This is a genomic window from Novosphingobium barchaimii LL02 (genome assembly GCF_001046635.1).
In the GTDB taxonomy this organism is placed as follows: domain Bacteria; phylum Pseudomonadota; class Alphaproteobacteria; order Sphingomonadales; family Sphingomonadaceae; genus Novosphingobium; species Novosphingobium barchaimii.
This window is the reverse complement of sequence record NZ_KQ130453.1, coordinates 316,615-342,829: the sequence shown is the minus strand read 5'-3', so window position 1 is coordinate 342,829 and position 26,215 is coordinate 316,615. Positions and strand designations below refer to the sequence as shown.

25 protein-coding genes are annotated in these 26,215 nt (G+C 61.2%); 15 read left to right on the top strand and 10 right to left on the bottom strand.

The annotated features are described in order from the left end of the window. Positions 1 to 3 precede the first annotated feature (3 nt). From V474_RS08395 to V474_RS26525, 5 genes are all read right to left on the bottom strand, one after another. Complete coding sequence (locus V474_RS08395) at positions 4 to 2,217, bottom strand: TonB-dependent receptor (RefSeq protein WP_169795040.1); 2,214 nt, start codon at positions 2,215 to 2,217, stop codon at positions 4 to 6. Between the two features lie 285 nt (positions 2,218 to 2,502). Next, on the bottom strand, positions 2,503 to 3,759 hold the full coding sequence (locus V474_RS08390; protein ID WP_059151071.1) for a TetR/AcrR family transcriptional regulator: 1,257 nt from the start codon (positions 3,757 to 3,759) through the stop codon (positions 2,503 to 2,505). 10 nt (positions 3,760 to 3,769) lie between these two features. Beyond that, positions 3,770 to 5,116, bottom strand: a complete 1,347-nt coding sequence (locus tag V474_RS08385) for an MFS transporter (RefSeq protein ID WP_059151070.1) — start codon at positions 5,114 to 5,116, stop codon at positions 3,770 to 3,772. Between the two features lie 471 nt (positions 5,117 to 5,587). Then, a complete protein-coding gene (locus V474_RS25535; protein WP_148649330.1) occupies positions 5,588 to 5,794 on the bottom strand; it encodes a helix-turn-helix domain-containing protein in 207 nt (68 codons plus the stop codon). A gap of 267 nt (positions 5,795 to 6,061) precedes the next feature. Further along, positions 6,062 to 6,499 carry a hypothetical protein gene (locus V474_RS26525; RefSeq protein ID WP_236710946.1) on the bottom strand — a complete coding sequence of 146 codons (438 nt, stop codon included), beginning with the start codon at positions 6,497 to 6,499 and terminating at the stop codon, positions 6,062 to 6,064. A 599-nt stretch (positions 6,500 to 7,098) separates the two neighbouring features. Here V474_RS26525 and V474_RS08365 point away from each other — a divergent pair. Both V474_RS08365 and V474_RS08360 read left to right on the top strand, forming a co-directional pair. Beyond that, positions 7,099 to 8,240, top strand: a protein-coding gene (locus V474_RS08365) for an IS3 family transposase (RefSeq protein WP_148649328.1) whose coding sequence is annotated in 2 segments (ribosomal slippage) — positions 7,099 to 7,339 and positions 7,339 to 8,240 — 1,143 coding nt in all. Because the reading frame shifts where the segments join, the coding sequence is not laid out codon by codon here. Positions 8,241 to 8,502: 262 nt separating this feature from the next. Further along, entirely contained in the window at positions 8,503 to 9,312 is an 810-nt protein-coding gene (locus tag V474_RS08360) for a S1/P1 nuclease (RefSeq protein ID WP_059151065.1), read from the top strand. 100 nt (positions 9,313 to 9,412) lie between these two features. Here the strand turns inward: V474_RS08360 and V474_RS08355 are convergent, their stop codons facing one another. From V474_RS08355 to V474_RS08350, 3 genes are all read right to left on the bottom strand, one after another. Next, positions 9,413 to 9,847: a Rossmann-fold NAD(P)-binding domain-containing protein gene (locus tag V474_RS08355; RefSeq protein WP_059151064.1), complete on the bottom strand. Its 435-nt coding sequence runs from the start codon at positions 9,845 to 9,847 to the stop codon at positions 9,413 to 9,415. 156 nt (positions 9,848 to 10,003) lie between these two features. Then, a complete protein-coding gene (locus tag V474_RS25530) occupies positions 10,004 to 10,153 on the bottom strand; it encodes a hypothetical protein (RefSeq protein WP_148649327.1) in 150 nt (49 codons plus the stop codon). A 6-nt stretch (positions 10,154 to 10,159) separates the two neighbouring features. Then, positions 10,160 to 10,420: an NAD-dependent epimerase/dehydratase family protein gene (locus tag V474_RS08350; RefSeq protein ID WP_059151063.1), complete on the bottom strand. Its 261-nt coding sequence runs from the start codon at positions 10,418 to 10,420 to the stop codon at positions 10,160 to 10,162. Positions 10,421 to 10,493: 73 nt separating this feature from the next. Between V474_RS08350 and V474_RS08345 the strand changes: the two genes are divergently transcribed. Next, a complete protein-coding gene (locus tag V474_RS08345) occupies positions 10,494 to 10,859 on the top strand; it encodes a winged helix-turn-helix transcriptional regulator (protein WP_059151062.1) in 366 nt (121 codons plus the stop codon). Between the two features lie 45 nt (positions 10,860 to 10,904). Here the strand turns inward: V474_RS08345 and V474_RS08340 are convergent, their stop codons facing one another. Further along, entirely contained in the window at positions 10,905 to 11,102 is a 198-nt protein-coding gene (locus V474_RS08340) for a hypothetical protein (RefSeq protein WP_059151061.1), read from the bottom strand. Between the two features lie 152 nt (positions 11,103 to 11,254). On the opposite strand from V474_RS08340, the gene dinB reads away from it, so the two are divergent. The 8 genes from dinB to V474_RS08300 all read left to right on the top strand — a co-directional run bounded on the left by dinB (position 11,255) and on the right by V474_RS08300 (position 19,463). Then, a complete protein-coding gene (gene dinB, locus V474_RS08335) occupies positions 11,255 to 12,361 on the top strand; it encodes a DNA polymerase IV (RefSeq protein WP_059151060.1) in 1,107 nt (368 codons plus the stop codon). Beyond that, positions 12,358 to 12,921 carry an alpha-ketoglutarate-dependent dioxygenase AlkB gene (locus V474_RS08330; protein ID WP_059151059.1) on the top strand — a complete coding sequence of 188 codons (564 nt, stop codon included), beginning with the start codon at positions 12,358 to 12,360 and terminating at the stop codon, positions 12,919 to 12,921. The genes dinB and V474_RS08330 overlap by 4 nt, the downstream gene beginning before the upstream one ends. Positions 12,922 to 12,966: 45 nt before the next feature. After that, positions 12,967 to 13,404, top strand: coding sequence for a hypothetical protein (locus V474_RS25525; RefSeq protein ID WP_148649326.1), 438 nt, complete (start codon positions 12,967 to 12,969; stop codon positions 13,402 to 13,404). Positions 13,405 to 13,985: 581 nt separating this feature from the next. Further along, the gene (locus V474_RS08320; protein WP_169795039.1) at positions 13,986 to 14,600 is read left to right on the top strand and encodes a hypothetical protein; all 615 of its coding nucleotides are present in this window, start codon (positions 13,986 to 13,988) and stop codon (positions 14,598 to 14,600) included. Between the two features lie 370 nt (positions 14,601 to 14,970). Further along, entirely contained in the window at positions 14,971 to 16,188 is a 1,218-nt protein-coding gene (locus tag V474_RS08315) for a nucleotidyltransferase domain-containing protein (RefSeq protein ID WP_059151056.1), read from the top strand. Then, a complete protein-coding gene (locus tag V474_RS08310; RefSeq protein WP_059151055.1) occupies positions 16,185 to 17,912 on the top strand; it encodes a ThiF family adenylyltransferase in 1,728 nt (575 codons plus the stop codon). The genes V474_RS08315 and V474_RS08310 overlap by 4 nt, the downstream gene beginning before the upstream one ends. Continuing rightward, a complete protein-coding gene (locus tag V474_RS08305; protein ID WP_059151054.1) occupies positions 17,902 to 18,378 on the top strand; it encodes a Mov34/MPN/PAD-1 family protein in 477 nt (158 codons plus the stop codon). Before V474_RS08310 ends, V474_RS08305 begins: the two co-directional genes overlap by 11 nt. After that, positions 18,375 to 19,463 (top strand): SAVED domain-containing protein, encoded by a 1,089-nt coding sequence (locus V474_RS08300; RefSeq protein ID WP_059151053.1) that lies wholly within the window; start codon positions 18,375 to 18,377, stop codon positions 19,461 to 19,463. The genes V474_RS08305 and V474_RS08300 overlap by 4 nt, the downstream gene beginning before the upstream one ends. Here V474_RS08300 and V474_RS24880 read toward each other — a convergent pair. After that, positions 19,460 to 19,741 carry an ArsR/SmtB family transcription factor gene (locus tag V474_RS24880; protein ID WP_082699667.1) on the bottom strand — a complete coding sequence of 94 codons (282 nt, stop codon included), beginning with the start codon at positions 19,739 to 19,741 and terminating at the stop codon, positions 19,460 to 19,462. The two genes, V474_RS08300 and V474_RS24880, sit on opposite strands and share 4 nt — an antisense overlap. A 227-nt stretch (positions 19,742 to 19,968) precedes the next feature. On the opposite strand from V474_RS24880, the gene V474_RS08290 reads away from it, so the two are divergent. The 4 genes from V474_RS08290 to V474_RS08275 all read left to right on the top strand — a co-directional run bounded on the left by V474_RS08290 (position 19,969) and on the right by V474_RS08275 (position 26,116). After that, complete coding sequence (locus tag V474_RS08290; RefSeq protein ID WP_059151051.1) at positions 19,969 to 20,592, top strand: TetR/AcrR family transcriptional regulator; 624 nt, start codon at positions 19,969 to 19,971, stop codon at positions 20,590 to 20,592. Positions 20,593 to 21,062: 470 nt separating this feature from the next. After that, on the top strand, positions 21,063 to 21,461 hold the full coding sequence (locus V474_RS08285) for a hypothetical protein (RefSeq protein WP_059151050.1): 399 nt from the start codon (positions 21,063 to 21,065) through the stop codon (positions 21,459 to 21,461). Continuing rightward, positions 21,458 to 22,735, top strand: coding sequence for an efflux RND transporter periplasmic adaptor subunit (locus V474_RS08280; RefSeq protein ID WP_059151049.1), 1,278 nt, complete (start codon positions 21,458 to 21,460; stop codon positions 22,733 to 22,735). Before V474_RS08285 ends, V474_RS08280 begins: the two co-directional genes overlap by 4 nt. Before the next feature lie 195 nt (positions 22,736 to 22,930). Further along, on the top strand, positions 22,931 to 26,116 hold the full coding sequence (locus V474_RS08275; RefSeq protein WP_059151048.1) for an efflux RND transporter permease subunit: 3,186 nt from the start codon (positions 22,931 to 22,933) through the stop codon (positions 26,114 to 26,116). Positions 26,117 to 26,215 lie beyond the last annotated feature (99 nt).

Sequence of the window (26,215 nt, the reverse complement as noted above, 5' to 3'; positions counted from 1 at the left end):
GCCTCAGAAATCCTGCTGGAAGCGCACACCGGCGACGCGCGGCTCTCCCCGGATCGCGGTGGGTGTCCCGAAGGACTTTCCAGTATTGCCGAGGTCCAGCAGGAAGTTCTTGTCAAACAGGTTATTGACGTAGCCTTCCACGCTCCATCCCGCAGCCTCGTCGCCCAGCCCCACGCCTATGTTGGTCACGGCATAGCCCTTCTGCGTTTCGTAGGGCTTGTTGTCGGCGTTGAAGAAGGTCTTGGACTGGTAGAACTGCGTCACGCGGACATGGCCGACCATGCTGTCGCTAACCGAATGCTCGTAGTTGACCGCCAACGAAGCCTTGTGGTGCGGCGAGAGGCGGAACTGGTTGCCCGAATAGTCGGCACCCGCGGCTGTTACGTAGTAGGTATAGCCGCTGTCGTTGTAGGCATAGCTGGCGATCAGGTCGAGACCGGGCAGCACCGGTCCTCGCACTGACGCCTCCACGCCCTTGCCGCTGGCCTTGCCCGCGCTGTTGATGATGCCCTGTACGGTGGACGTGTCGCGTACCTGCAGGTTTGTATAATCGTACTTGTAGAGCGTGAGGTCGGCGTTGATGCGGCCGATCTTGGCCTTGATGCCGCCTTCGTAGTTCATCACCTTTTCCGGCTTCACGATGTTCCAGGTCGCCACCGGCTGGATCGCTTTGGTGCCGAACGAGGCATCGACCACGCCGGAACGAACGCCGCGCGCCACGCCAAAGTAGACGTTGAGATCGGGCGTGATCTTGAACGACAGCGCGCCGCGCGGGGTCCAGAAGCCGAAGGTCTGGTTGTAGGACGAGACGTTGCCGCCGCTGTTGCCGAAGATGCCCGCCGGGTGGACGATGCCGGCGACGCCGCCGACGGTCCTCTGTGCGGCCGAGGCGGACGTGCCGGCGTCGTCATGGGTGTAGCGCAGGCCCACATCCAGCGTCAGCCGGTCGAAGAAGGTCTTCGAGGCGTTGACGTAGCCTGACAGGCTGGTCCGGTCGTTGAGCCGGGTGATGCCGCTGTAGTTGAGCGAAGTGACCGGCAGGCCCATGTAGCTGGTCGCGGCGACGACCGGCTTGTCCGGCGCGGTGATCGAAGGGAAGCTGCCGAGCAGGTACTGCTCGTTGACGCCGAACGCGATAGTGTCGTCCACCTTCTCGTGCCACCATGATCCACCAGCGATCAAGGTGAAGCTGGGATCAGGCGTCCAGGTAAGGCGCGCTTCCTCGCTGTACTGCTTCTGCAAAGTGTTCTGGTCACCGATGACGAAAGCGTAACCGGTGCCGTCGCCGTCCCAGCGCTCGGCCGCCTTGACGCGGCGGAAGCCGGTGAAGGAGCGCAGGGCAAGGCTGTCGCTCAACTCGATCTGGTTGTCCCAGGTCACGCCGAATACAGTGCGGTCGATGCCCTGGTCCGGGCGGTCCTGCGCGGCGGCGGTGAAGGGGCTGGTGTCGCCTCCCTCGGGGACCAGTACGATCGACTTGAACTGTGTCGCGTCGGGGTGATCCTCCTGATAGGTGAAGATCAGATCCGAGGTGATCCGCTCGGTTGGCGTGAAGCGGATCGTGCCCCGGCCATAAAACGTATCGATGCTGTTGAGCCGGCCGCCGGGAATGGCGAGGTTGCGCACGGTGCCGTCGCGCTTCTTGACGCGCACCGCGGCGCGCACCGCCAGCTTGTCGTCGACGATCGGCGCGTTGACGACGCCGGTGAGGTTGAACAGGTCGTATGAGCCGACTTCGGCGCTGACCGAGGCGGAGAAATCATTGGTGGGGCGGCGACTTTCCACTGAAAGCACGCCGATCACCGATCCGCGTCCGAACAGCGTACCCTGCGGTCCGCGGATCACCTGGACGTTGGCGACGTCGAGCAGTTCGGAAATGGCGCCGCCCTGACGGCTGTTGTCGATGCCGTCGACGAAGACCGAGATGGTCGGTTCGGACACCGGGCTGGAATCGTCGGCAGTGATGCCGCGCAGGTTGAAGCCCGAACGCTGGACGCTCTGTTCCTGCACCAGCAGGCCTGGGGTGTAGAGCGAAAGCTCCCCCATGCCCTGTATCTTGAAGGTTTCGAGCAGTTTCCCCGACAGCGCGGTGACCGGCACCGGCACGTCGACAAGGCGCTGTTCGCGCTGCTGCGCGGTAACGACGATTTCGCCCTGCGCTTCGGCGGCGGAGACGGCGCCGTCACCTGCGGCCGTGGCGGCATCGGCGCCCGCCATCGGCATCGCCGACTGCGCATGGGCCGCTTGCGAAAACAAAAGTACAGCTGACGCAGCACCATACATGAGCGCCATTTTGACTGGTTTACTGTGCATCCGTGAAACTCCTCAGAACCTGATGAGCGGCACCTACGAGACGAATGTACAATTTTTGTGACAGATGCATACAAATGTGCAGGTTCTCAGCAACCTACTAAAATAGCAGAAATATTTCTGATTCCGCTATTTCACGGCACGGTCACTACCTCGCCACAGAGCCGGACGGGGCGTTACAAAAACAAATGTTCAGCTTTTTTCGAGCAGTTGGCGGCCTGCGATTCGTGCCATCGCCGTCAGGTCGTAGAGCCCGTCGATATCCTCAACCGCGACCGATACCATCAGGCCCATCGACGCCCATAGCGCGTGCGAGGCCGCCCGCATCCGGGTCACGTCCCGGCGCGTGGCCTGGTCGAGCCCGGCGTAGGTGATCGTCCCGCGCTGCTGCCGGATCGCAAGGCCCAGCGAGGGATCGGCAACTCCGCGCGCCGCCGCCATCGATATCTCGACCATGCCGCGGCTCGCCAGTTTCTCCACGCCGGTCGGCTGACGGATGCGAAACCTTTCCGCTGTGTCGATAACTCGCGGTGCCTCGGCGGGCGCGCTGGTGAACCCGGCGTTGACCTTTTCAAAAACCCGGAGGATGCCGCTGAACGAGAGGTCTGCGATCGACTTGAAATGGTAGGTGGTCAGGGCAAGCGACACGCCGGCACGGTCCGCCACGGCGCGGTTGGTGATCGCCGAAAGGCCGTCCGCCTCGATAATCGAAGCGGCGGCGTCGACGATGCGGGCACGGCTCTCCGCTCCCCGCCCTTTTGCCGCCGCGCCCTCGCTGGGCGGGTTGCTGCCGGGATCGGCGAAGAAGCGCCTCGCCAGCGCCGTGACCGACGACGGTTCCGGTGTCTTTTCCTGGCCGGTAAGCAGCAGTGCGGCTTCGAGGAAACCGGCCCGCGCGAGGTGGAGGTAGCTGGCGGACGCGGCGCAACTGATCGCGAAGCTGCTTTCCGACAAGAGGTGAAGGCCCAGCACGTCCATCGCCAGTGGATCGATGTCGGCGCTCGCGCCCGCCCGGCGCAGCGCATCGCGCCGGGCGACGAGCCATTCCCGGCACAGAGCCGCGAACTGCGGCGAGGCGGGGGCCGATAGCAGAAGTTCGAGCAGCACCAGCATCTGCGTGCGACGCGAACCTCCCGCTTCCTCGCAGGCCACCCATAGAAATGCGGGCAGGATGTCGCCCGTGACTTCCATTTGCGCGCATTCGTTGACGATGGTGTCGAGCCTGTCCAAGTCGCCGCGCACCACTTCGGCGAAGCACGCCGTGATCAGGGCGTCCTTGTTGCCGAACAGGCTCGAGATTGCCGCGAGGCCAACCCCGCAGCGCCCCGCGACGTCGCGCAGCGTCGCGCCGCGAATGCCGTTTGATGCCAGCAGTGCGATCGCCTCGGCCAATATCCGCTGGCGCAGATCGGCATCGGTGGGCGCGATGGGGGAGGAGGCAGAGGCCATGGGGAAACGCTTAAAGGATGGGCCGCGATACCGCCAGCGACGGATCGCGAACACGCGCCGGTCGCTCGGACGGGTATAGCAGGGTGATGGCAACACCGACCAGCCCGGCCAGGCACGATGGCAGCGCATAGACCAGCCGCACCGCTTCAAGCGCGGCCGTAGCATTTGGAGCGCTAGGGCTGAAACCCGCGTGCGCCAGCAGCCACAGCGCTGCACCGATGCCAAGCCCGGCCGCCAGCTTGAGCGTGACGTTGAACAACGCGTAGTAGCTGCCCGACCGGCTCGCACCTTCCGACTGCCCTCTGCGCCCGGCGATATCGGCCACCAGCGCGCGAAGCAGCATGTAGTCGGCGCCCCACGAAACGCTGCGCAGACACAGGAAACCGCCGAGTAACCAGGCGTTGCCGGCGGGTAGCAGCAGAGCCAGCGGCGCCAGCAGTGCGTTCCAAGCGAAGACCAGCACAAGTGTCCCGCGTTTGCCCAGCCGGCGGCTGACGCAGAACCACACGGGCAGCGCCACCAGCGCAACGAGCGACTGTATCAGCATCAGCATGCCGGCCATGCGGTCCAGCCCAATCGCCCGCTCCACGAAGAACACGAATGTTCCGGCATTGGACGCGTCGGCCAGCCCGACGAGAGCGTAGAGCACCAGCACCTTGACCAGTGCGGGGTCGGCGAGGATCGCGGCGAACTGGCGAGCGGGGCTGGCGGTCTGTCTAGCGGCGGTGTGATTGCCGCCGGGCTCAGGGATCGCGTAGAGTACAAGCAGCACCGACAGCGGGGCCAGCAGGATCAGGATCCATCCCATCGTCGCCACCTGTCCGGCGCGGTTCGCCAGGGACAGGCGCTCCAACACAGCGGGCAGCAGGATAATCAGGGGCATTCCCGCCGCCGCGAACCACACTTTGGCGCCCATGATCCGCGTGCGTTCGTGATAGTCGTCCGACAGTTCCAGGCCCCAGCCACCATGAGGCACCACCATCAGCGTATAGCCCAGGTGCATGGCCGCGCACCATACCGCGATCGTGGAGATGTCGGTGCCGGGGCTGGCGAAGAACACGTGCCACGTCCCCGCGACGATCAGCGGCAGGCTGGCCACCATCCACGGCCGGCGCAGCCCGAAGCGGGTGGGGAAGCGATCGCTGGCCCAGCCCACGAGCGGATCGGCGACCATGTCGAACAGACGTATCCACATCATCAGGGCGCCCGTGGCCACAAGGCTCAGCCCGATGGTTTCAGAGAAGAAAGGCGGCAGGAACATGCGCCAGGGCAGTTCGATCGCCTGGAACACCAGCACCGGCGAGGAGAAGATGCCGAGCTTTATCCAGCCTAGGCGACTGATCGGCTCGGTTGGCAACTGCGTCCCTCGTCATCGAACCGCATCATGCGATTCTGTTCGTTAGGCCTCTTGCCCACATTAGTGACAACGGCATGACCGAGTGGCGTAGTTTTGGCTTCGACCCAACCCGCTCGCGAGCGGCCATGGACCTTTCCTGAAAGGGGCGGGAGTGGGATTGGCCTCCTCCAACCTGCACCGTATGTCCGGTCATGTCATGACCCGGCGCAGTATGGCGGCGAAGCGCTCCGGGCGGAGACGGCTCGACGCAGGGTGACGGTCTTGATCAAAAGGTGATAGTGCGGAACAAGATTGAACCTGCAGAATCGCAGTTTCGCACCATCTATGGCGCCCGATGACCACCGGTTCATCTCGCGCAAGGTTGAACTTTATAGGCGGGATTCCGCATAAAACTGCTCTTACTTCACCGGGACGGTTGGCATTCGGTCACGCGAGGTCGTGACCCCGAGATCGGTTCTAGATCACGAGCAGTCAAATTTGCTGTTCCATACGGAACAGAACCGCCTCCAGTGGCGTCGGAGGGGCAATCGGATAGTTTTCGTCTTCATACCGATCAACGAGAGTAGAGAGAGTATCGCGTTCAACGGCTTCAGGCGTACCGCCTTCAGCGTGAAACAGCACTTCGGGGCGCTCGATAGCTACTTCATAGTCGGCTTCGTTGCGGATATGGACTATCATGCTATTGTTCATTTCTTAATTCGCCAAAAGTTACGGCATTCATTGAAGATCTGACCGATTGAACGGTGTTCTTTAAGACAAGCCGGGGTATGTGCCGGATCATCAAGATTTCATAACACCGATATTTTTCGGGGGAAATTTCCAGGTAATCCCATAGCCACAACCGCAGGTTCTTTAGCACGCCGATGTAAATCTGCGACGACGGATCGTCAGAGCGATTGTTACCCTTGAGGGCGGCATTACATGGCTGAGGAGTGCCTCTAACCATCATTCCGCGTCTGGCGGAAACCTACTTGCGAGCCAGTCTTCCAAATCGCCAATGTCCCAGAAGTACGTCGGATCGCCCATGGCACGAACATGCCGTTCGTAGGCTGGCAAGATCACGTTTATGTGATCGGCCCAAGCCCCTCTCATGACATGAGCCTCGAGCAATTCCGCCGGCTTCATGAAAAGGGTGCGCCGACCGTCGATGATCGTGTCGACGGGCACTTCACGCCGGACGATGGCGAAGAAGCACCATTCGCCGACGTCGCAGCGAAGGCGGTATATGACCGCATGCGTGGGATCATCATCCTCATTGGGAATGTGCTCGACACGCATTGTGCTGGCTGAGTAGCAATCGTGGAAGCGTTTCAGCCAGGTGCCAGCATTAGACAAATCATCGATGGAGAGCTTGGGGTCGCTACCCGGGTGCGCGTCGAGCATGGTCTGAAGCGTCCCAACCCATCGGCCCGCTTCAAGCCAGTCATCACTTCCGTCGTCCCGGGTAGGGAGAACAATAGGCCCTACCTCATGGCGCCCGCCGTCAACAACTACGGTGGCACGCACATCGCCGGGACCAGACCACCCGCCCAATCGAACCCGATCACGCAATTGCGCCACCGCCAGACGCTCCGTGGGATCCAGGAAAAGCGTCCCACGTAGGTCGCCATCTCGCCAGGTCAGGGTCAGGCACCCCATGTCAAGGCGCCACGCCTGCTGCCTCATTCCGAGTGCAAGGTAGCTGCTGGAATAAAACCTCCCTGCCAAGCTAACCTTTGAACCATCAAGCGGCCGCCGCAGGGTAACGAGACAGGTCTTGCCGCTTGGCGCGATGGCAACTTTCCATCCCTTTTCGTCGAAAATTGGAAGGGGAAGTTCGATTCCGAAGCGTTTACGCGATGCCTGAAGAGACGTGATCGGAGGATTTGAACGTAAGCCCAGCTCCCAGTCCACGATGTCTCTGGGTGAACCAGACAGCGTGACTGAGTAGCCCCTAGATTTCTGGACGCCTTCTATCCTAATTTTGAGGACAGGAGACGACGATGGGGAAGCCCAATTTCAGCGATGAGTTCAAGCGTGATGCGGTGGCCCAGATCACCGAGCGCGGGTATCCGGTAGCGGAGGTTTCTGAACGGCTCGGCGTCAGTCAGCATTCGCTGTACGCATGGAAGCGGCAATTGGCGAAGGTGGTGTCTGGCGATGCCAGCAAGGATGCCGAGATCCGCCAGTTGAAGCGCGAGCTGGCCCGGGTGACCGAGGAGCGCGATATACTAAAAAAAGCCACCGCGTATTTCGCCAGGGATGCAAAGTGAGATACGCATTTGTTGCCGAGCATCGTGACCAGTTCCGGGTTCGATCGATGTGTCGGTGCCTGCGCATCCAGCCCAGCGGCTTCTATGCCTGGCAGAAGAACCCGCTGAGCCAACGGGCCCGGGAAGATGTTCGGCAGACGAAGTTGATCCGGCAAGCCTGGAACGACAGCGGCAAAGTCTATGGCTACCGCAAGTTGCACGACGACCTGCTGGATCAGGGCGAGACCTGCTGCCCGAACCGTGTTGCCCGGTTGACCAGGCTGGCAGGTATCAAGGCGCAGATCGGCTACAAGCGTCGGCCGGGGAGCTATGGCGGCAAGCCATCCCTGGCGGTCGACAATACTCTGGACCGGCAGTTCGACGTCGCTGCCCCCGACAGGGCCTGGGTGACCGACATCACCTACATCCGCACCCTAGAGGGCTTTGCTTATCTGGCCGTTGTGATTGATCTCTATTCCCGCCGCGTGGTGGGGTGGTCGATGCAGAGCAGGCAGACCACCGATGCGGTGCTGCAAGCGCTGCACATGGCGGTATGGCGGCGCGAGCCGAAGCAGCGGGTGCTGATCCATTCGGATCAGGGCTCGCAGTTCACCAGCATGGACTGGGCTGCCTTCATCCGGGCTCACAATCTTGAGCATTCGATGAGCCGGCGCGGCAACTGCCATGACAACGCTGTCGCCGAGAGCTTCTTCTCCTCGCTCAAGCGAGAGCGCATCCGGCGCCGGACCTACAAAACACGCGAGGAAGCCCGGCAGGATGTGTTCGACTACATCGAGATGTTCTACAACCCGGTGCGCAAGCAGGTCAGAAACGGGATGCTGTCACCCGCCCAGTTCGAACGGCAGCAGATTTTGAAAGCAGAAGGCGTCTAGAAAACTAGGGGCTACTCAAAAACTAGGGGCTACTCACCCTAGGGCGACGTCCGCGTCATCCATAACGGTGAAAATTGCGCGTCCAGTCGCGATTTACTCGCGTCTGGGCAAATCACTGAGCCAGCTGAGGCGATCATTGGTCGATGGCAGGTGGATCAGATTCTGCGAGCGCTGTTTCTGCGGGAACGAAATAGGATCGCCATCGAACGTAGCCATGGATAGAGGCTGCTCGACATCCGATCAGGTCAAGGAAAGCCCCCCAATGCGTTACGCACTCGCCGCCGCACTGCTCGTATCAGCCGCCCATTCGACGCCAGCTATGGCTTGGGGCGCCATCGGCCATCGGATCACCGGCGCGATCGCCCAGGACAATCTCAGCGGCGTGGCCCGCGCCAACGTCGAGATCTTGCTGGGCAATGAGGATCTGGCCGAAGCTGCGACCTGGCCGGATGATATGCGCTCCGACCCGTCCGAATTCTGGCAGAAGACTGCATCGCCCTGGCACTACGTGACCGTCGCCGGCGATGACTATCAGGCGTCGGACGAGCCAAAGGAGGGCGACGCAGACGCCGCCCTCAAGCGCTTCACCGCGACCCTGCGCGATTCTAAAGCCTCGGCCGACGACAAGCGCCTGGCACTGCGCTTCATCGTCCACATCATCGGCGACCTGCATCAGCCGCTCCATGCTGGCGGGGGCACCGACAGAGGCGGCAACGACGTGAAGGTGACGTGGTTCGGGAAGCCGACCAACCTCCACACCGTCTGGGACTCCAGCATGATCGAGCAGCGCCAGCTGTCGTACTCCGAGTATGCTCACTGGCTTGAGCGCGCTACCACGCCGGAAGAGGTGGTGACATGGAGCGTGCGCGATCTCCAGGTCTGGATGCACGAGAGCATCGCGCTGCGAAAGACGATCTATCCGGCAAACCCAGCCCTGTCGTACGACTATGCGTACCAGCACCGCGGAGAGATCGACCAGCGGTTGAAGATGGCTGGCGTTCGCATCGCGGCTTACCTTAACTGGGTGTTCGAGACCCCGGATGACGGCGGTAAGACTGCGAAGCGACGGTAGCTGAACGAGCCGATTTGCTGGCTGGCGCTGCTGGACCCGTTTGGAGGTCCAGCAGCGGCATCAGCTGCCTACGATTCTGCGACGTGTGGGAGTAGGTATTTCAGGCAACGCCAAGCATGCTGGCGCCAGTCGCAAGCACAGCCTCGCTGGCGGAGCGTGGCTCCCAGTTCAGCAGCTGCTTTGCCTTCGCAGAGGAGAAGACGCTTTCTCGCCCCAGATCTGGGGTCAAAGCCTCCATCTCGGTATCCGCCACGGCCTCGCGGAAGACTTCATCCGGCAGCGTGTCGGTTGGGGCTTTGGCTGCAGCATCGCCGAACTCAGCGCGAAGCACCGCTGAGATGTCCGTGAGCCACAGGAAATCTGCGCTCGCGATCCAACGTTCGCCCATCGCAGCCTCATCATTCAGAGCACGAACGTGCAGCTTTGCCAGATCACGCACATCGACGATCGCAAAGCCCAGACGCGGCGCGGCAGGCATGTGCCCATCGAGCATCTGACGGATGAGCTCGAGGCTGGCGCTGGCGTTGGTCCCCAACGTCAGGCCTTGAATGAAACTCGGGAGAACCGTTGCTATACGCGGTCCATTGGCGTTGCTGCGTGCGAACTGCCACGCCGCACGCTCGGCCAGCGTCTTGGACTTCGTGTACGTGTTCGTGTCGGGCGCTTCGATGTCGGTCCAGTCGTTCTCGTCTTAGGCGCCGGTCGTCTTGTCGGACGGACGTGCCGCAACGACCGACGAAGTGATGACCACTCGCTCGACGCCAGCCTGCGTGGCAGCGGCGAGCACGCGCATGGTGCCTTCAACCGCCGTCGCGATAGTATCGACGCCGGGACGGTCCATCACAGGTTACGCCACATGCGCGACCTGGCGCACGCCTTCCATCGCAACTCCCCAGCCGGCGTTGCTCAGAAGGTCGGCGGCAACGAATTCCAGACGGGAAGTATCCGGGACAACGCTGGCGATGTCGGCTCGCACGGCATCTACGCGATCCAAATTGCGAAGAGTCACGCGCACGTGATGGCCCTCGCTCAAGAGCTGGGCAATGGCCCAGCCACCGAGGTAGCCGGAGCCGCCGGTGACGAGGGTTATGTCGTTGTTGTTTGCCATTGGATTTCCTAACCAGTACCTAATGGGTACTGGTCATGTCCGGCGTCATGCCGGGCGACAAGAAGGCACTTTGATGAAACTGGGTCATCGCGATATCCCATCGGAAGCTTGCCGTACGGTCGGCGACGTCCTCGGTCAGATCGGCAACAAGTGGTCGATCCTCGTGATGGTGCTGCTCTCGCAGCGGCCGTGGACATTCAATGCGCTGCGCCGTGAGATCGACGTTATAACCCAGAAGATGTTGACCTCGACGCTACGTGGGCTCGAGCGCGATGGCTACGTCGACCGGACTGTCCTGCCTGGTTCGGTTGTGCAGGTCGAATATCGCCTCACAGAACTCGGACACGATGTGCTGACGCCGATGAATGCATTGGCGGACTTCGCCGTCGATCGGCGAGATGACGTGATCGCCGCGCGGGCGGCTTACGACGCAGGCTGAACTAACAGGCTCACTGACCACTGGAGAGCGGCCAAGTGTAGATCCTCAGAAGCGCGCCTCGAGGGGTGGGACGCCGTTCTCACGCGCCCGGTCCTCGATGCGAGCAAGCATGGCGCGCTTGCGCTGGGTCCGCTGCGATCCTCTGTTTCGCATGGCATCTGTGCGTTCTGGGGTATCGATGATGCCCAACGCGGCTTTGCGCTCGCGTATGCCCTTGAGAAGATCGGAGAGGGTGATGATCATGTGCCCTTCCTCCGAGGTCTTGGGCTGGCGGTTATGCCAGCGATCATACGCCAAACCGAGCGATTGTACCAGAAAGCGCAGGCCAGCAATGATGGGTGACCGCCGTTCAGATTGATGTTCTCAATATGTTCTTTTGATGATAGTCTGCGCCTATGACCGACTCAGTCATCCGCAAGATCATTCACGTGGATATGGATGCCTTCTTCGCTTCCGTGGAGCAGCGCGATAATCCTTCCCTTCGCGGGAAGCCGGTGGCCGTCGGTCATGGTGCGGCCCGTGGCGTGGTCGCTGCCGCCAGCTACGAGGCGCGCAAGTTCGGCGTGAAGTCGGCGCTCCCCTCGGTGACGGCCCGCCGGCGCTGTCCCGAACTGATCTTCGTGCCGCCTCGATTCGAGGTCTACAAGGAAGTGTCGCGCCAGATTCATGAGGTCTTTGCGCGCTACACCGATCTGATCCAGCCGCTCTCGCTCGACGAGGCCTACCTCGACGTGACGGCGAACAAAGCTGGCATCGAGACCGCATGGAAGACGGCTAAGGCGATCCGCGCAGCGATCCTGGAAGAGACCGGGCTGACGGCTTCGGCGGGCATCTCGTACAACAAGTTCCTGGCCAAGCTGGCGTCGGATCATCGCAAGCCGAACGGGCAGTTCGCGGTCACCCCGGACATGGGGGCAGCATGGGTGGAGACCTTGCCTGTAAGCCGGTTCCACGGGGTGGGTCCGGTCACGGCCGACAAGATGAAGGGTTTGGGTATCGAGACCGGCGCGGATCTGAGGGCGAAGTCGCTGGAATTCCTCCAGCAGCATTTTCGCAGCTCCGCCGAGTGGTACTACGCCATTGCGCGCGGCATCGATCATCGCCCGGTCAATCCCAACAGGGTGCGCAAGTCATCGGGCTCGGAGACAACCTTCGACCGTGACCTGACGGACGCGACCGAGATCGAGGCGGGTATTCTCAAGATGGCGGACGACGTCTGGGCTTGGTGTGATTCCCGGCAGGCATTCGGTCGAACCGTCACGGTGAAGATCAAGTATGGCGACTTCCAGCAGATTACCCGCAGCCGCAGCCAGCCCAGCGTCATCGTGTCACAGGAGAACCTTCGGCGATCGGCTGTAGATCTCGTTCGCACTGTTCTCCCGCCGGCCAAGGGTATCCGGCTGGTCGGCGTCACGGTCTCGAACTTCGCGGAAGCAGCAGCGCCAGAGCATGAAGCGGTCGAGACGGAGCTACCGATCTTCGCAGAGTGCCAGGCGGCATGATGCTGGACTTGTTCGACACACCAGTGCTGCCGGGCCTGGCAGAGCGGCGAGATATCATCGACCGTGCGGAGGAGCAGATGTTGATCCGCCGGATCGACGAGAGCGACCTGACGCCGTTCCGCTTCCAGGGTTGGACGGGCAAGCGGCTGACGACGTCGTTCGGCTGGTGTTACGACTTCGAGGTCGGCCGGCCGATGGAGGCTCCGCCGATCCCCGACTGGCTGGCGCCGTTCCGCGATCGTGCGGCGCAGTTCGCCGGACTTGATCCGGATCTCCTGATCCAGGCGCTGCTGATCCGGTACGATCCCGGTGCTGGAAGCGGCTGGCACCGAGATCGCCCGGTGTACGAGCACATCGTCGGAATTTCGTTAGGTGCGCCAGCGACTATGCGATTTCGCAGTAAGCGTGCGGATGGCTTTGCGAGAACTACTATGCCGCTCGAGCCACGAGCGGGATACCACATTAGTGGCCCTGCCCGTTACGATTGGGAGCACAGCATTGCCGAGATGGATCGGCCGCGCTGGTCGATCACTTTCCGCAGCTTGTCACGAGTCCGCTGACATCGTGATCCCACTTACTGTCTCAGGGCGGCTCGGTAGCAAATCTTGAACGACGGTTTCGATCAAGCTGACAAAGCACAGCGTGAATGGGTCATTGGCCAACGTCCGCTGCCAGACGGCAGCCGATGTCGAACGATGGTGATGGTCAACCAGGAGCCCACCAACGACAGAACCAAATGCGATGGTATCTCAAGGACGGGATCCTCTTTGCACTTTTCTGACTTGGCGGCAAAAGTGCCAGATCGACGTTCCGACATTGACCCAGCGGTCCCGCGTGGCGAGCTGGGGATGTTGCCAGACAGCATGTATGTCATTCACGCTGGCATTGGCGATCTTGGCTTCATTAAAGCGAGCCAGGACGATTTCCGAGAAGCAATTGTTGTAAACGTCGACACGATTGACGCCGTTGCTAAGGGCTACGGGACAAGCCCGGAGACGGGCCGCCGTCAGGTTGAATGCAGACCCGCAACACAGTGCTGGTGATCACACCGCCACAATCGTTAGAAAGTTCGGCTATTCCGGTTAGCGTGTGGAGAGACCATAACAACCGAAAGGTCTTTACTTTCTGATTTATTCTAAAGTTTATCCCACATTTTCCCATTATTGAGAATTGTGGGATAAATCGTCTATTATCAATAACGTGTTCTAGTAGATCCGGGATAGGTTAAGATTCTGCATTGCAAAGTAGCAAGCACCAAGAGCTCTACACTGCAGGAGCGAAATGGGCGCTACGGTTCAAAACCATTCGAGCATGTGTTCTGCCACTGCACATCCGCGGAATAGGTTCCTGCATATCAAGGATCGATGAGACCATAAGAATGACTTGGCGTTAAACCACGGTCGAGAAAATTAATAGTTCTGGAATCATGGAACTATTGATATACGAGTCGCAGGAAGCCTCGCGTGCATTTCGAACTGATCGCAGCCCGCCCCAATTGTTGCATTGAGTCTTGGGCGCGTCCGCATGATTCTGGAGTATTGGAATGTTCTCATGCAGTAACGAACCTGTCCGACCTGATCCCTTTATGGCGATACCTTATCTTGACCCGCTAGGCATCGACCAGATGCAGGACCCTCCGGTCACGTTGAGTGCGCGCCAGTTGGCACGACTGATCTCGGTCGCCGCAGAAACTGGTCAACGCTTCAGCTACAGTAGGCGAATGGATCCGGTAGAATGGATGTATGCCCGCCAGCCTCTCTTCTCTGAGCGGTCGGCTATAGATGCTTGTCAGGATCGGCCTGATTATCAGCGCGCAATCATTGCTCACGGTCTCTGCCTGAGTGCGATGACCAAACCAGGGCAGATCGATGCCCTGCTCCTTGGATCGCCTGCCTCAGACCCGATCGGCACAATCGGACCTCGTAATCGGGAGGCACGACAGTCGTTGCGGCTTTTTACCGTGAGCATCACCGAAGCGACTGACTCCGGACGGTGCATGATCTTTCTCGCCATCCTTGCCCGTAACGAAGATGCAGTTGCGCTGGACGTGCGAGGTCGCTTTGGCGACATCACTGCTGGCAACGCTCTCGTCAGGGAAGGATTCGACCCGAGTGAGCCGGTAGCAGCCGCGCTAGTCTCCGAACCGATGGGAGCAACGTTGCTGCTGATCGCCGACGATCCTACGTCGGAGCTGGCAGAAGGGCTCGATGTTCAGATTGAAAGTCGGTTCTTGAACTGACAGGCAACTACACGAATGGGGTGCGCGCCGAGGCTTCCGACACCCTTTAAGGCCTCTTGGCCCGTAAAAAAGTGTGCATATAATCTGTCGCACATCATCTGAAAAAAGTTGTGATAACGATTATGCCTAAGCTTTACCGGCCATGGCGAGACCATATGACACTTTGAATTCGGCCCACGTATCCCCAATATTTTCTCCGCAGTCCCGAAACGGACCATTGTCCAGAAGCAGGGTCAATTTATTGAAAAAACTGTGCCTTTTTTGATTATTTATTGACCCCATGACCTTGTCGCTCGACGATCGAGGCTCAATCTTTGCCTCATCAAACGCGAGTGTGACCCCTTGTATTGGCGGTCGCCAAGGAGGTCCCATGGTTACGAAAGCAACTGCGACGGCTCAGGAGTATCTGGAAGCGCTTGCTGACGAATTGGCGGTCAGTGAAGCTCGTTACGAACAGGCGGAGCGCAGCTACCACTCACTTGGAGACTGGTTGAATCGCGACGCATCAACGATCGCGCAGTATTCGCCGGCCGTCTATGTTCAAGGCTCGTTCGGACTGGGTACGGTCATCAAGCCGATCAAGGCAGACGCCGAGTACGACATCGACGCGGTGTGCGAATTGAAGGACCTGACAAAGGCTCAACTTACCCAGCGCGAGTTGAAGATTCTCGTTGGACGAGAAATTGAAGCCTATCGGGTATCGAAGGGAATGCACCAGCCGCTCGAGGAGCGACGGCGCTGCTGGACGCTGCGGTACGCTGACGGTGCGCAGTTCCATATGGACGTTGTCCCAGCACTCCCTGATGGCGCAGCCATGCGTGCGGTCCTCGAAGCCCGCTTCCTTGATGCGCAATGGGCCGATCCAGCCATTGGCATCACCGACAACGAGCATCACCTCTATGATTTGGTGACCCAGGATTGGCCGCACTCCAATCCGAAGGGATACCTTCGTTGGTTCAAGTCCCGGATGGAGGTCATTCAGCGTAGGCGTAAGCAGATCCTGGCTGACTCAATCCGTGCAAGCGTGGAATCCATTCCCGACTACAAGGTCCGGACGCCACTTCAGTCTGCCATCATGATCCTGAAGCGGCACAGGGACATCATGTACGTCAATGACGAGATTAACTGCTGTCCGATCTCGATCATCATCACGACCTTGGCAGGCCACGCATATGATGGCGAAGAGCAGATAGCTGATGCGCTGTTGTCGATCTTGAGCCGCATGGACCAGTTCATCGAACGGGTTAACGGCCAAGCGTACATTCAGAATCCCAGCGATCCGTTGGAGAATTTCGCTGACAAGTGGGCGACCTTCCCTGAGAGGGAAAGAGCGTTCTATGAATGGTTGGCGCAGGCGAGGCATGACTTTGCCACTGCTGCGCAGCAGGTAACACGCACGCGGATCACGGATACCTTGAGCCCGCATCTCGGCGCTGAATTGGCAAAGCGCGCTGAAGAACGGACGACGACGACGTCTGGCCTTCTTCGCCCCGCTACGGCTGCCGTTGCTGCGGCTGCTGCAGCAAACGCGCCTCATTCATTCGGCAACACGGCAAGGAAGCCGACCAAGCCGGCGGGGTTTGCATGATTTGGTGGCTTGAGCGTCACGACCGGTATCGAAGCGAACGGTCGGACATTGATGCTTTGGAGCAAAGCAGCGAGTGGCTGCAGAATGTCTCCTGGCGAATGGAAAACGACGCTCATCTCATAGCGGATTTCGAGATCCTGCTTCATGGTGAACCTATTGCCTTGACGTTGGCCTACCCACATTACTTCCCGGACGCTTGCCCTCGAGTCCTGGCGCCCGATGCAAGTAGACTCTCAATTCACCAATATGCGAACGGGGAATTGTGCCTCGAGCTTCGGCCGGATAACTGGGAACCAGCGTTTACAGGCGCGATGATGCTCGAGAGCGCTCGCCGACTGTTGCTAGGTGAAAGTCCTGCTCCAGGTGTACATGCTCGTGTGGCAAGCGCTCATCAATCGACTGTCGGGCAGTCGGTTCGATTTGCCAAGATGCGCTTCACCGTACCAGCGGACCTGAAAGAAGCATTTGCCCAATTGGAGCCGAATGTAGCTGTCGAAGCAGCGGTCAGCGAACACAATCACAGTGAGTTCTGGCTAGCGCGTGTTCGCCGCCTCGGCGCAACTGAGTCACCAATCTGGCAGGTACAGGGCGCGCCGGTATCGAATGAACGCGCCCGGTGTGCTGTTGCGGTCCACCTGAGCGATGACTTCCCCCTAGCGACGTGCCCAAGCGTTGAAGAGCTGACCGCGATGCTAGAAACCATTGGGGCTACGGATGCGCTAACGGTTGTGCACACCGACAAGTCGGAATTGTTCATCATCATCATGCATCGGGGCATGATGCGGATGTCGACGATACTGCACTTGTCTGATGGTCCGACCTCCTTTGAGTATCGTGCGGTCGAAACAGGCGCAGACACACCCAGACTACCGGATAGCTATGCTTCGTTGGCTGGGAAATCTGTAGCGATTGTCGGATGCGGTTCAGTCGGCTCGAAAGTCGCCACATCATTGGCGCGCGTCGGGGTTGGGAAATTCGTCCTGGTCGATGGCGACATTCTTGCACCTGGCAACTTGGTCCGCAACGATCTGGATGCACGAGCTGTCGGTCTAAATAAGCCCGATGCGCTGAGAATCCGACTGCTTGACGTCAATGCCAACACGCAAGTTATTGAACGACGGCAAGCTCTCGGCGGACAAGAGAGCAGTTCGTTCACTGAGGTCACGCTCGATCATATCGCATCGTGTGACCTTATCATCGATGCGACCGCCGAGCCCGTAAGCTACAACCTTTGCGGCTCGGTCGCGAAGCGCCAAAAGATTCCGATGATCTGGGGTGAAATTTACGAAGGTGGGATCGGTGGAATGGTCGTACGACTACGGCCTGATCATGACCCGGTCCCTCATGCTGCTCGCCGCCAAGTTGTAGAATGGTGTGCATTGCAAGGCATCGAGTGGACCGGAAAGGGAGCTGGTAGCTATGAACATCAAGGTCATGATGGGCACGTGATGGTTGCCGACGATGGCGATGTCAGCGTGATCGCTGCACATCTGACCCGGATGGCAATCGATACGCTCGTGCGTGCGGACACCTTGTTCCCCAGCTCTGCCTACACAATTGGCTTGGCTCCCGAGTGGATATTCACGGCCCCGTTCGAGGTCTTTCCGATAGATTTGGCGCAAGAGGGCGTCTGGGGTCCAGATGAGGTGATCAAGTCGCCGGAAGAGATGATCGCCCTGATGGCGGAGTTTTTCCCTAACAAGGTTGAAGCGGGTGCGGATTGAATTTCCCGCCGAACAACGATCCCGCATGCGCAACGTTGTCCGACGAGCTGGACGCAGTGAAATCGGCGGGATCTTGATGGCCGAGCAACTCGACCCCGGCGCATTTCGCATTGTCGGGTTCTCGGTAGATCCTACCCAGGGCAGCGCCGCGCATTTCGTGCGCTCCGTTGAGCATCATAACGAGGAACTGACCGCGTTCTTTGATAAAACCGGTCATGACTACTCGCGTTTCAACTACCTTGGCGAGTGGCACTCCCATCCCAACCACCATCCGGTTCCCAGCGGCGAGGACATCAGATCCATGCAGACCTTGGTCAACGGTGAGCGGGACATTCCATTTGCGCTCCTGTTGGTGGTCCGTACGTCATGGTGGCGCTTGACAGGGACAGCGACAATTTTCGAGCGCCAAGGCTTTCCGAAGCCGATTGGCCCCATCGCCAATATCATCGAGACGAAATCCGAATGAAACACGTCAACCACTTCATCACGTCGCTGATCAACTACATGTTTCGCCTTCGATCTCCCGGTTTGGCGCTCATTCGCTGGGGTGTAGGTCTGCTGGTGGCTATCATGGGCGGAGCTGCGATTTCGGTCGGGTTCCCTACGCCAGATGGTCGCTTCTCCTTCTCCTATGACAGCAGTTCCGGGCTTCCAGGATTAGCATTCTGGGCGATGTTCAGCGTCTGCATAGTCCTGATGGTCGCCGGACTGATCCTGATTTATGTCGAGCATCACCGGGAAGGCCGTAAGAAAGTCCTGGCGATAGAACTTCGTGGTCTCCGTGATACGAGTGGAACTCCGCTGTCGAAGGCTGTTCCCAGCCGCCTGAAAGGTCGCCGTCAATCGGTGCTGGTGAACCTGCGACAAGGTGCCGATGGTTCGATTCTCCAACCTGGCATCGCGTTGGGTCACATAACCCAACTGCCGACATCGATACGGCATCAAGAGGAAGGGTTTGATCGGGCGGACATCTCGCTTGTAGCGGCTGGAATGGCACCGGTCCCATATACCTTCCTCGCCGGTGTGCTGATCGATGACGAGTCTGAAGTGCTGCTGATGGATTGGGATCGCGGCTCCGAAGCTTGGCGCGAGTTGAACGGCACAGATGATGGGGAGCGCTTCATTGTCTCCGGGCTGGATGCCCTTACCGATGAGATAGAAGCTGTTGTTGCCGTATCGATGTCGTATGACGTCGACGCTGGCGCCATCGCCAAGACGTTCCCTGACCTGCCCGTGATTCACTTGAAAATGCCCAAGCCAAATCCAGCATCGTTCTGGTCTTCCGAGAAGCAGGTAGCTTTGGCGCAGCAGTTTTTCGACACGGTGCGTGCGCTTTGCGGGACGAAGGTGAAACTGGTTCACCTTGTGTTTTCTGCCACGAACAGTTCAGTGCTTCGCTTTGGGCGCTCCTACGACAAGCGCAACCTGCCAGACCTCATCGTTTACCAATATGACCAGGCTGCCACACCGCCGTACCCATGGGGCGTGCGGATGCCCGTTGGAACCACCGGACAAGCGTCGATCGAGACGAGGACTCTTCGAGTTGTTTAAGCGGAGTGGAGCGCGATGAGATATTCCGATAGATCCCGCAAAGCGGCTTTGTTGATGCGATAGACAATATGTCGGCTCTGGCGTTCGGAGGTCACAATGCCTCCGACGGACAAAATGTTGAGGTGGCTCGACAATGTGTTTTTCGGGATACCGAGGGAACGGGCGATCTCGCCAGCAGGGAGCCCATCCGGTCCGGAATGGACGAGGAGATTGATCGTCGCCAGACGCGTATCTTGAGCAAGCGCTCCCAGTGCAGAGACGACTGATTCGGTTTCCATCGGCAAATACTATGGCATCCAGCGAGACCTGTGGAGATAGGACTTCGTCGGATTGATGTCCGTGAAAATCCGGCCATACTTCCTATGAAACAGGTCAGGTTCACCGTTGATCGACGGAAGTTCACCGTTAGCGCAACGAAGGTTCACGTTACCCGAGCGCGATCAAAAGGATAGGGAGGGATGCGCCACTGGACGCAGCCGCCCCTCCTACCTATATACCGCTCGGTATGAAATGTTCGGCCCCCATTACGGCCCCCACCGCGAGTCGGGGCCGACCGCGTGAATTCGATCCCGACAAGGCGCTCGCTTCGGCTCTGCGCGTATTCTGGACCCGGGGCTACGAAGGCGCCTCGATGGCGGAGCTCACCGAGGCCATGGGTATTACCAAGCCCAGCCTCTATGCGTGTTTCGGCAACAAGGAAGCGCTCTTCAAGAAGGCGCTGGAACTTTATGAGCGCGACAAGCTGGCCTATGTCGGCAAGGCGCTCGATGCGCCCACTGCCCGCGGCGTGGCCGAGCGTCTGCTCAACGGCGCCGTCGCCACTCACTGCGGCACCAGCGATCCGCATGGTTGCCTTGGCGTCATCAGCACGGTCGCCTGCGCGACGGAAGACGATTCGATCCGCGAGCATGTCATCGCCCGGCGCATCGCGACAGAGGCGGCTATTGCCGAACGCTTTCTGCGTGCGCAGGGCGAAGGCGACCTGCCCGGCAGCGTCGACGCAAAAGCGTTGGCCGGCTGCCTGACCACTGTCCTGCAAGGCATGTCGGTCAAGGCGCAGGGATGCCTTTGCCCCACCGAGCTGCAAGGTACGGTCGACTCGTTCCTGTCGATGTGGCCCAGCCGCTAAGGCTGGCTCTCGGGAAAGCTGGAACGTGCGAGATTGCTGCCCAGCGTAAAGCAGGGCTCGCCGCCGTCCACGGCTCCCACGAAAATTTCATTCAACTGCCGTTCACCTCTTGAAAAGCGCTGGCGCGACCTAATTTACCGGTCGGTACAGAAAGCCGCTTGACGCAACGCAGCATGGAATATATACCACTCGGTATAGAAACACAGTGCCCGACTCGCCGCCGACGCGGTATCGGGTAATCCCTCAGCAACCAGCTGGCCCTCGCGGGTCGGTCATGGCGCCCAAACCCACGCGGGTCGCGGGGCCACATTACGCAGAACTGGCAGTTGCCCGGTTGGACACCCGTGTCCGGCGCCGGTCGACTGCACCCGAAACCCTTCCGGCTGCCCCGAGCCGGAAGTAGCCCCGGTGTGCGCCCTTCCCCCGTCCCGGGGCGTGCGCCGGGGCACTCCAAGGAAGGAGCACGAGACATGGCCTTCGTCAATTTCGCCGATGCAGCACACCAGGCGCTGCCCATCGCAATTTCCGTCCCGGCGCTCCCGACCGCCGAGACACAGCCGCTCTCCGCGCTGGAACACCGCGTCGTCGCGCTCGCGCGGGAAGACGGCCTTGCGACCCTGCGCCCCCAGCGCAAGCGAGGCTGGCTTTCGCGGCTGATCCTCGGCCCGACGCCGCCTTCGGCCATGCTGGCCAACGAACAGCTCGAAGCCCTGCGGCGCCTGGCGGTTCACGCCTGGCACCAGGGCTATACCCTGCCGGTCTCGGCGCTGAAGGAGGCCCGCGCGGCCGGTCACAGCGATGCCAAGATCGGTGCCGTCATCGATATCATCGGGCGCTCGAAAGCGCCCTTCCGGAGGCTCGCCGCGTGAATCTCGCCACATCTCTTGAAATCCCCTCCGAATACGCACGGGACAGCGAAGCAAGGACCGAGCGCGGCTCGTCCTCGCGCCGGATGCCGGTCGTGATCGGCGCGCTGGCGCTGGTCGCGGTCGCAGGCTTGGGCTGGAAGTTCCTCCAGCCCGAGCCCGCCGCCGCGTTGCCGCCGCCCACCATCGTCCAGACCGCCCATCCGTTGGTGCGCGATGTGACGCAGTGGGACGATTACGTCGGCCGTTTTGCCCCCAGCAAGACGGTCGAGGTGCGCCCGCGTGTGTCGGGTGCGATTACCCAGATCCTGTTCAAGGACGGCGACTATGTTCAGGCCGGACAGGCGCTGTTCGTGGTCGACCAGCGTCCCTACCGCGCCGCCCTTGCCGAAGCGCAGGCGGATGCAGCCTCGGCCAGCGCCAATCTCGCCCTCGCCCGTTCCGACTATTCGCGCGTTGCCGGGCTGACCGGGGACGAGGCGATGGCCGCCAGCGAAGTGGATCAGCGCCGCGCCCGTGTGCGCGCCGCCGAGGCTGCACTGGCCGGCGCCCAGGCACGGGTACGCACCCGTAGCCTCGACGTGGAGTTCGCCACGGTGCGCGCGCCGATCTCGGGCCGTGTGTCCGACCGCCGGGTGGATTCAGGCAATCTCGTCTCCGGCGACAATGGCGCCGGGGCCACGCTGCTGACCACGATCAACGCCGTTTCACCGATCTACTTCACTTTCGACGCCTCTGAATCGCTGTTCCTCAAGACCCAGCGCGACAAGGCCGAAAAGCGGGATGCCGCCCCTGTCGAGGTTCGCTTGCAGGATGAGGCCGACTATCGCTGGAAGGGCAGGCTGGACTTCACCGACAACGGGCTGGACCCGCGTTCGGGCACGATCCGCGTGCGCGCCAGCCTCGACAACGCCGACGGATTCCTGACGCCGGGCATGTTCGGCAACATGCGCCTTGCCAGCGGCGGCACCGTCAAGGCCATGCTGGTGCCCGACGCCGCGATCCGTGCCGACCAGACCCGCAAGGTCGTGATGGTCGTGGGCAAGGACGGAACGGTGGCCAGCAGGCCGGTCGAAACCGGACCGCTGATCGGCGACCTTCGCGTCGTGCGCTCGGGTTTGAAGGCGGACGATACGGTGGTCATCTCCAACTATCAGGCCGTCATGCCGGGCGCCCATGTCCAGACCAAAGCGGGCAAGATCGTTTCGGGCACTCAGGTCCAGGCAGGGCCCGGCCCCGCCGAGCCGGCTGCCTCACAGGCGACGCTCGTGAACTGACGGCGCCGATACACAAGACCCCGTCATCCTGCGCAAAAGCGGGGTGACGGGGAAATAAACAGGCCGGCCGCGTTTCGCCGCGGAGGCCTCACGCCGCTCTCATCTTAACCTACCGCGCCACCGGCGCGCCGGAATGCCTCGCCTGCAGCCCCGCTGCATGCCCGCCCCGACGCGCGCCCAGAAGGGCCACCCAAAATGCGACTTTCCCGTTTCTTCATCGACCGCCCGATCTTCGCGGGCGTCATCGCGGTGATCATCACCGTGATCGGCGCGCTGGCGTTCGTCGGCCTGCCGGTCAGCCAGTATCCCGACATCGTCCCGCCCACCGTGACGGTGACCGCCCAATACCCCGGCGCCTCAGCCGAAACCGTTGCGGACACTGTCGCTGCTCCCATCGAGCAGGAGATCAACGGCGTCGACGACATGCTTTATGTCGACTCGCAGTCCACCGGCGACGGCAAGGTGACGATCACCGTCACCTTCAAGATCGGCACCGACCTCGACGCCGCGCAGGTGCTCGTGCAGAACCGCGTGGCCGTCGCCACGCCGCGCCTGCCCGAAGAAGTGCAGCGCCTGGGCGTGGTCACCCGCAAGTCCTCGCCCGACTTCCTGATGGTGGTCAACCTCCAGTCGCCCGACGGCACTTATGACCGCGACTACCTTTCGAACTACGCGCTCACCCAGGTCAAGGACCGGCTGGCGCGCGTGGAGGGCGTGGGCGACGTGCAGCTGTTCGGCGCGCGCGACTATGGAATGCGTATCTGGATCGACCCCGGCCGCGCCGCCGAAATGGACCTGACCGCCGGCGAGATCGTCGCCGCGCTCAAGGCCCAGAACGTGCAGGTTTCGGCAGGCTCCATCGGTGCCCCGCCGTTCGACAAGGGTAATGCCTACCAGGTCGGCGTTGAACTTCAGGGGCGCCTTGCCGACCCGAAACAGTTCGCCGACATCGTCATCCGCACCGATCCCGATGGCCATCAGGTGCGCGTGCGCGATGTCGCCCGCGTCGAGCTGGGCGCGCAGGACTACAACACCAACACCTATCTTTCGGGCAAGCCCACCATCGTCATGGCGGTGCTACAGCGCCCCGGCTCCAACGCGCTCGAATCCGCGCAGGCCGTGCGCGCCGAGATGGATACCCTTGCCGCAAAGTTCCCCAAGGGCCTTGAATATTCGGTGATCTACAACCCCACCGAATTCATCGGCCAGTCGATCGATGCGGTCTATCACACCCTGTTCGAGGCGGTGATCCTCGTCGTCCTCGTCATCCTGGTGTTCCTGCAGAACTGGCGCGCGGCGATCATCCCGATCATCGCCATTCCGGTCTCGCTGGTCGGCACGGCGGTGATGCTGGCAGCCGTGGGCTATTCGCTCAACAACCTCTCGCTGTTCGGGCTCGTGCTCGCCATCGGCATCGTCGTCGACGACGCGATCGTCGTGGTCGAGAACGTGGAACGCTACATCGAGGAAGGACTAACCCCGCTCGAAGCCTCGCGCCGTTCGATGGACGAGGTATCCGGCGCGCTTGTCGCCATCGTCCTGGTGCTCTGCGCGGTCTTCGTGCCGACGCTGTTCATCGACGGCATTTCCGGCCAATTCTACAAGCAGTTCGCCGTCACCATCTCGACCGCAACGGTGCTGTCGCTGATCATCTCGCTCACCCTTTCCCCGGCGCTGGCGGCGATCCTGCTGCGCCACAAGGAGCGGCTTGGCGAGGATGCGCCGCGCTGGCGCCGGGCCCTGCAATCGGCGGGCGACCGCTTCAACCACGGCTTCGAGCGGATGAGCGACAGCTATGCCCGCCTCACCGCCCGTCTCGTGGTTCTGCCCGCGCGCATGATGGCCGTCTACGGCGCCCTCATCGCCGCTACCGTGGGCCTGTTCTGGGCGACGCCGACCGGTTTCGTTCCGCAGCAGGACCAGGGCTACTTCCTCGCCGCCGCGTTCCTGCCCTCCGGTTCCTCGCTCGAGCGCACGGATCAGGTGACGCAGGACATCGCCAAGCGGCTGCTGCCGATCAAGGGCATTCGCGGCGCGGTGATGTTCGCCGGCTTCCACGGGCCTTCGCGCACCGCCGCCCCCGATGCCGCCGCGATCTACTTTCCGTTCAAGTCCTTCGAGGAGCGCAAGGAACTGGGCGTCACTTACGACCAGATCATGCAGCAGGCACAGGAAGCCATGAAGGGCTACGACAAGGCGCAGGTCCTGTTGATCCCGCCGCCCACCATCAACGGCATCGTCCCCGCCGGCGGTTACCGCATGATCGTCGAGGACAATGAAGGACGCGGTTACGGCGATCTTGCCAAGGCCACTGGCCCGCTGATCGCCAAGGCCAACCAGACCAAGGGCCTGCATCAGATCTACACCCTGTTCGACCAGAACACCCCGCGCGTCTTCGCCGACGTCGACCGCCGCAAGGCCGATCTTCTGGGCGTTCCTCCCGAGCGTGTATTCGAGGCGCTTCAGGTCTACCTCGGATCGGCTTTCGTGAACGACTTCAACCTGCTGGGCCGCACTTACCGCGTCACCGCGCAGGCCGACCAGGCCCATCGCGGCTCGGTCGCCGATATCGCCAACCTCAAGACCCGCTCGAATTCCGGCGCCATGGTTCCCATCGGTTCGGTCGCCAATTTCGAGGACAAGACCGGCCCATACCGCGTCGTGCGCTACAACCTGCACCCCGCCATCGAGGTCGACGGCAACGTCGCCCCCGGATACTCGACCGGACAGGCGCTATCGACGATGGAAAAGATCGCCGACGAGACCCTGCCCGCAGGCTACGGCCATGAATGGACAGGCATCGCCTACCAGCAGTCCACCGCCGGCAATACGGCAGGCGTCGTCTTCGGCATGGCGGTCCTGTTCGTGTTCCTGGTCCTTGCCGCGCAGTATGAAAGCCTGACCTTGCCGCTGGCGATCATCCTGATCGTGCCGATGTGCCTTCTCGCCGCGATGCTGGGGGTCAACTTCAGGGGCATGGACAACAATATCCTCACCCAGATCGGCCTCGTCGTGCTGATCGCGCTGTCGGCGAAGAACGCGATCCTCGTGGTCGAATTCGCCAAGCAGGCCGAGGACGAACGCGGCATGTCTCCGGTCGAGGCCGCCATATACGCCGCCCGGACCCGTCTGCGCCCGATCCTGATGACCAGCTTCGCGTTCATCCTGGGCGCCGTGCCGCTGGTCATCGCGCAGGGTGCCGGTTCCGAACTGCGCCAGGCGCTGGGCACCGCGGTGTTCTTCGGCATGGCCGGCGTCACCGGGTTCGGCCTTCTGTTCACGCCGACATTCTACGTCGTGTGCCGCAATCTTGCCGAAAGGCTCGGCGGCCGACGCGGCCCGAACCATCACGCCAGCCACGCACTGCAACCGGCGGAATGATCCTTGGCAGTCCAGGGTAGGCGCGCCGCCCGCCCTGGACTCGCCCAAGACCGCAGAATTCACACCGCCGCCAGTCGCGGCGAATGACAGGATATCTTC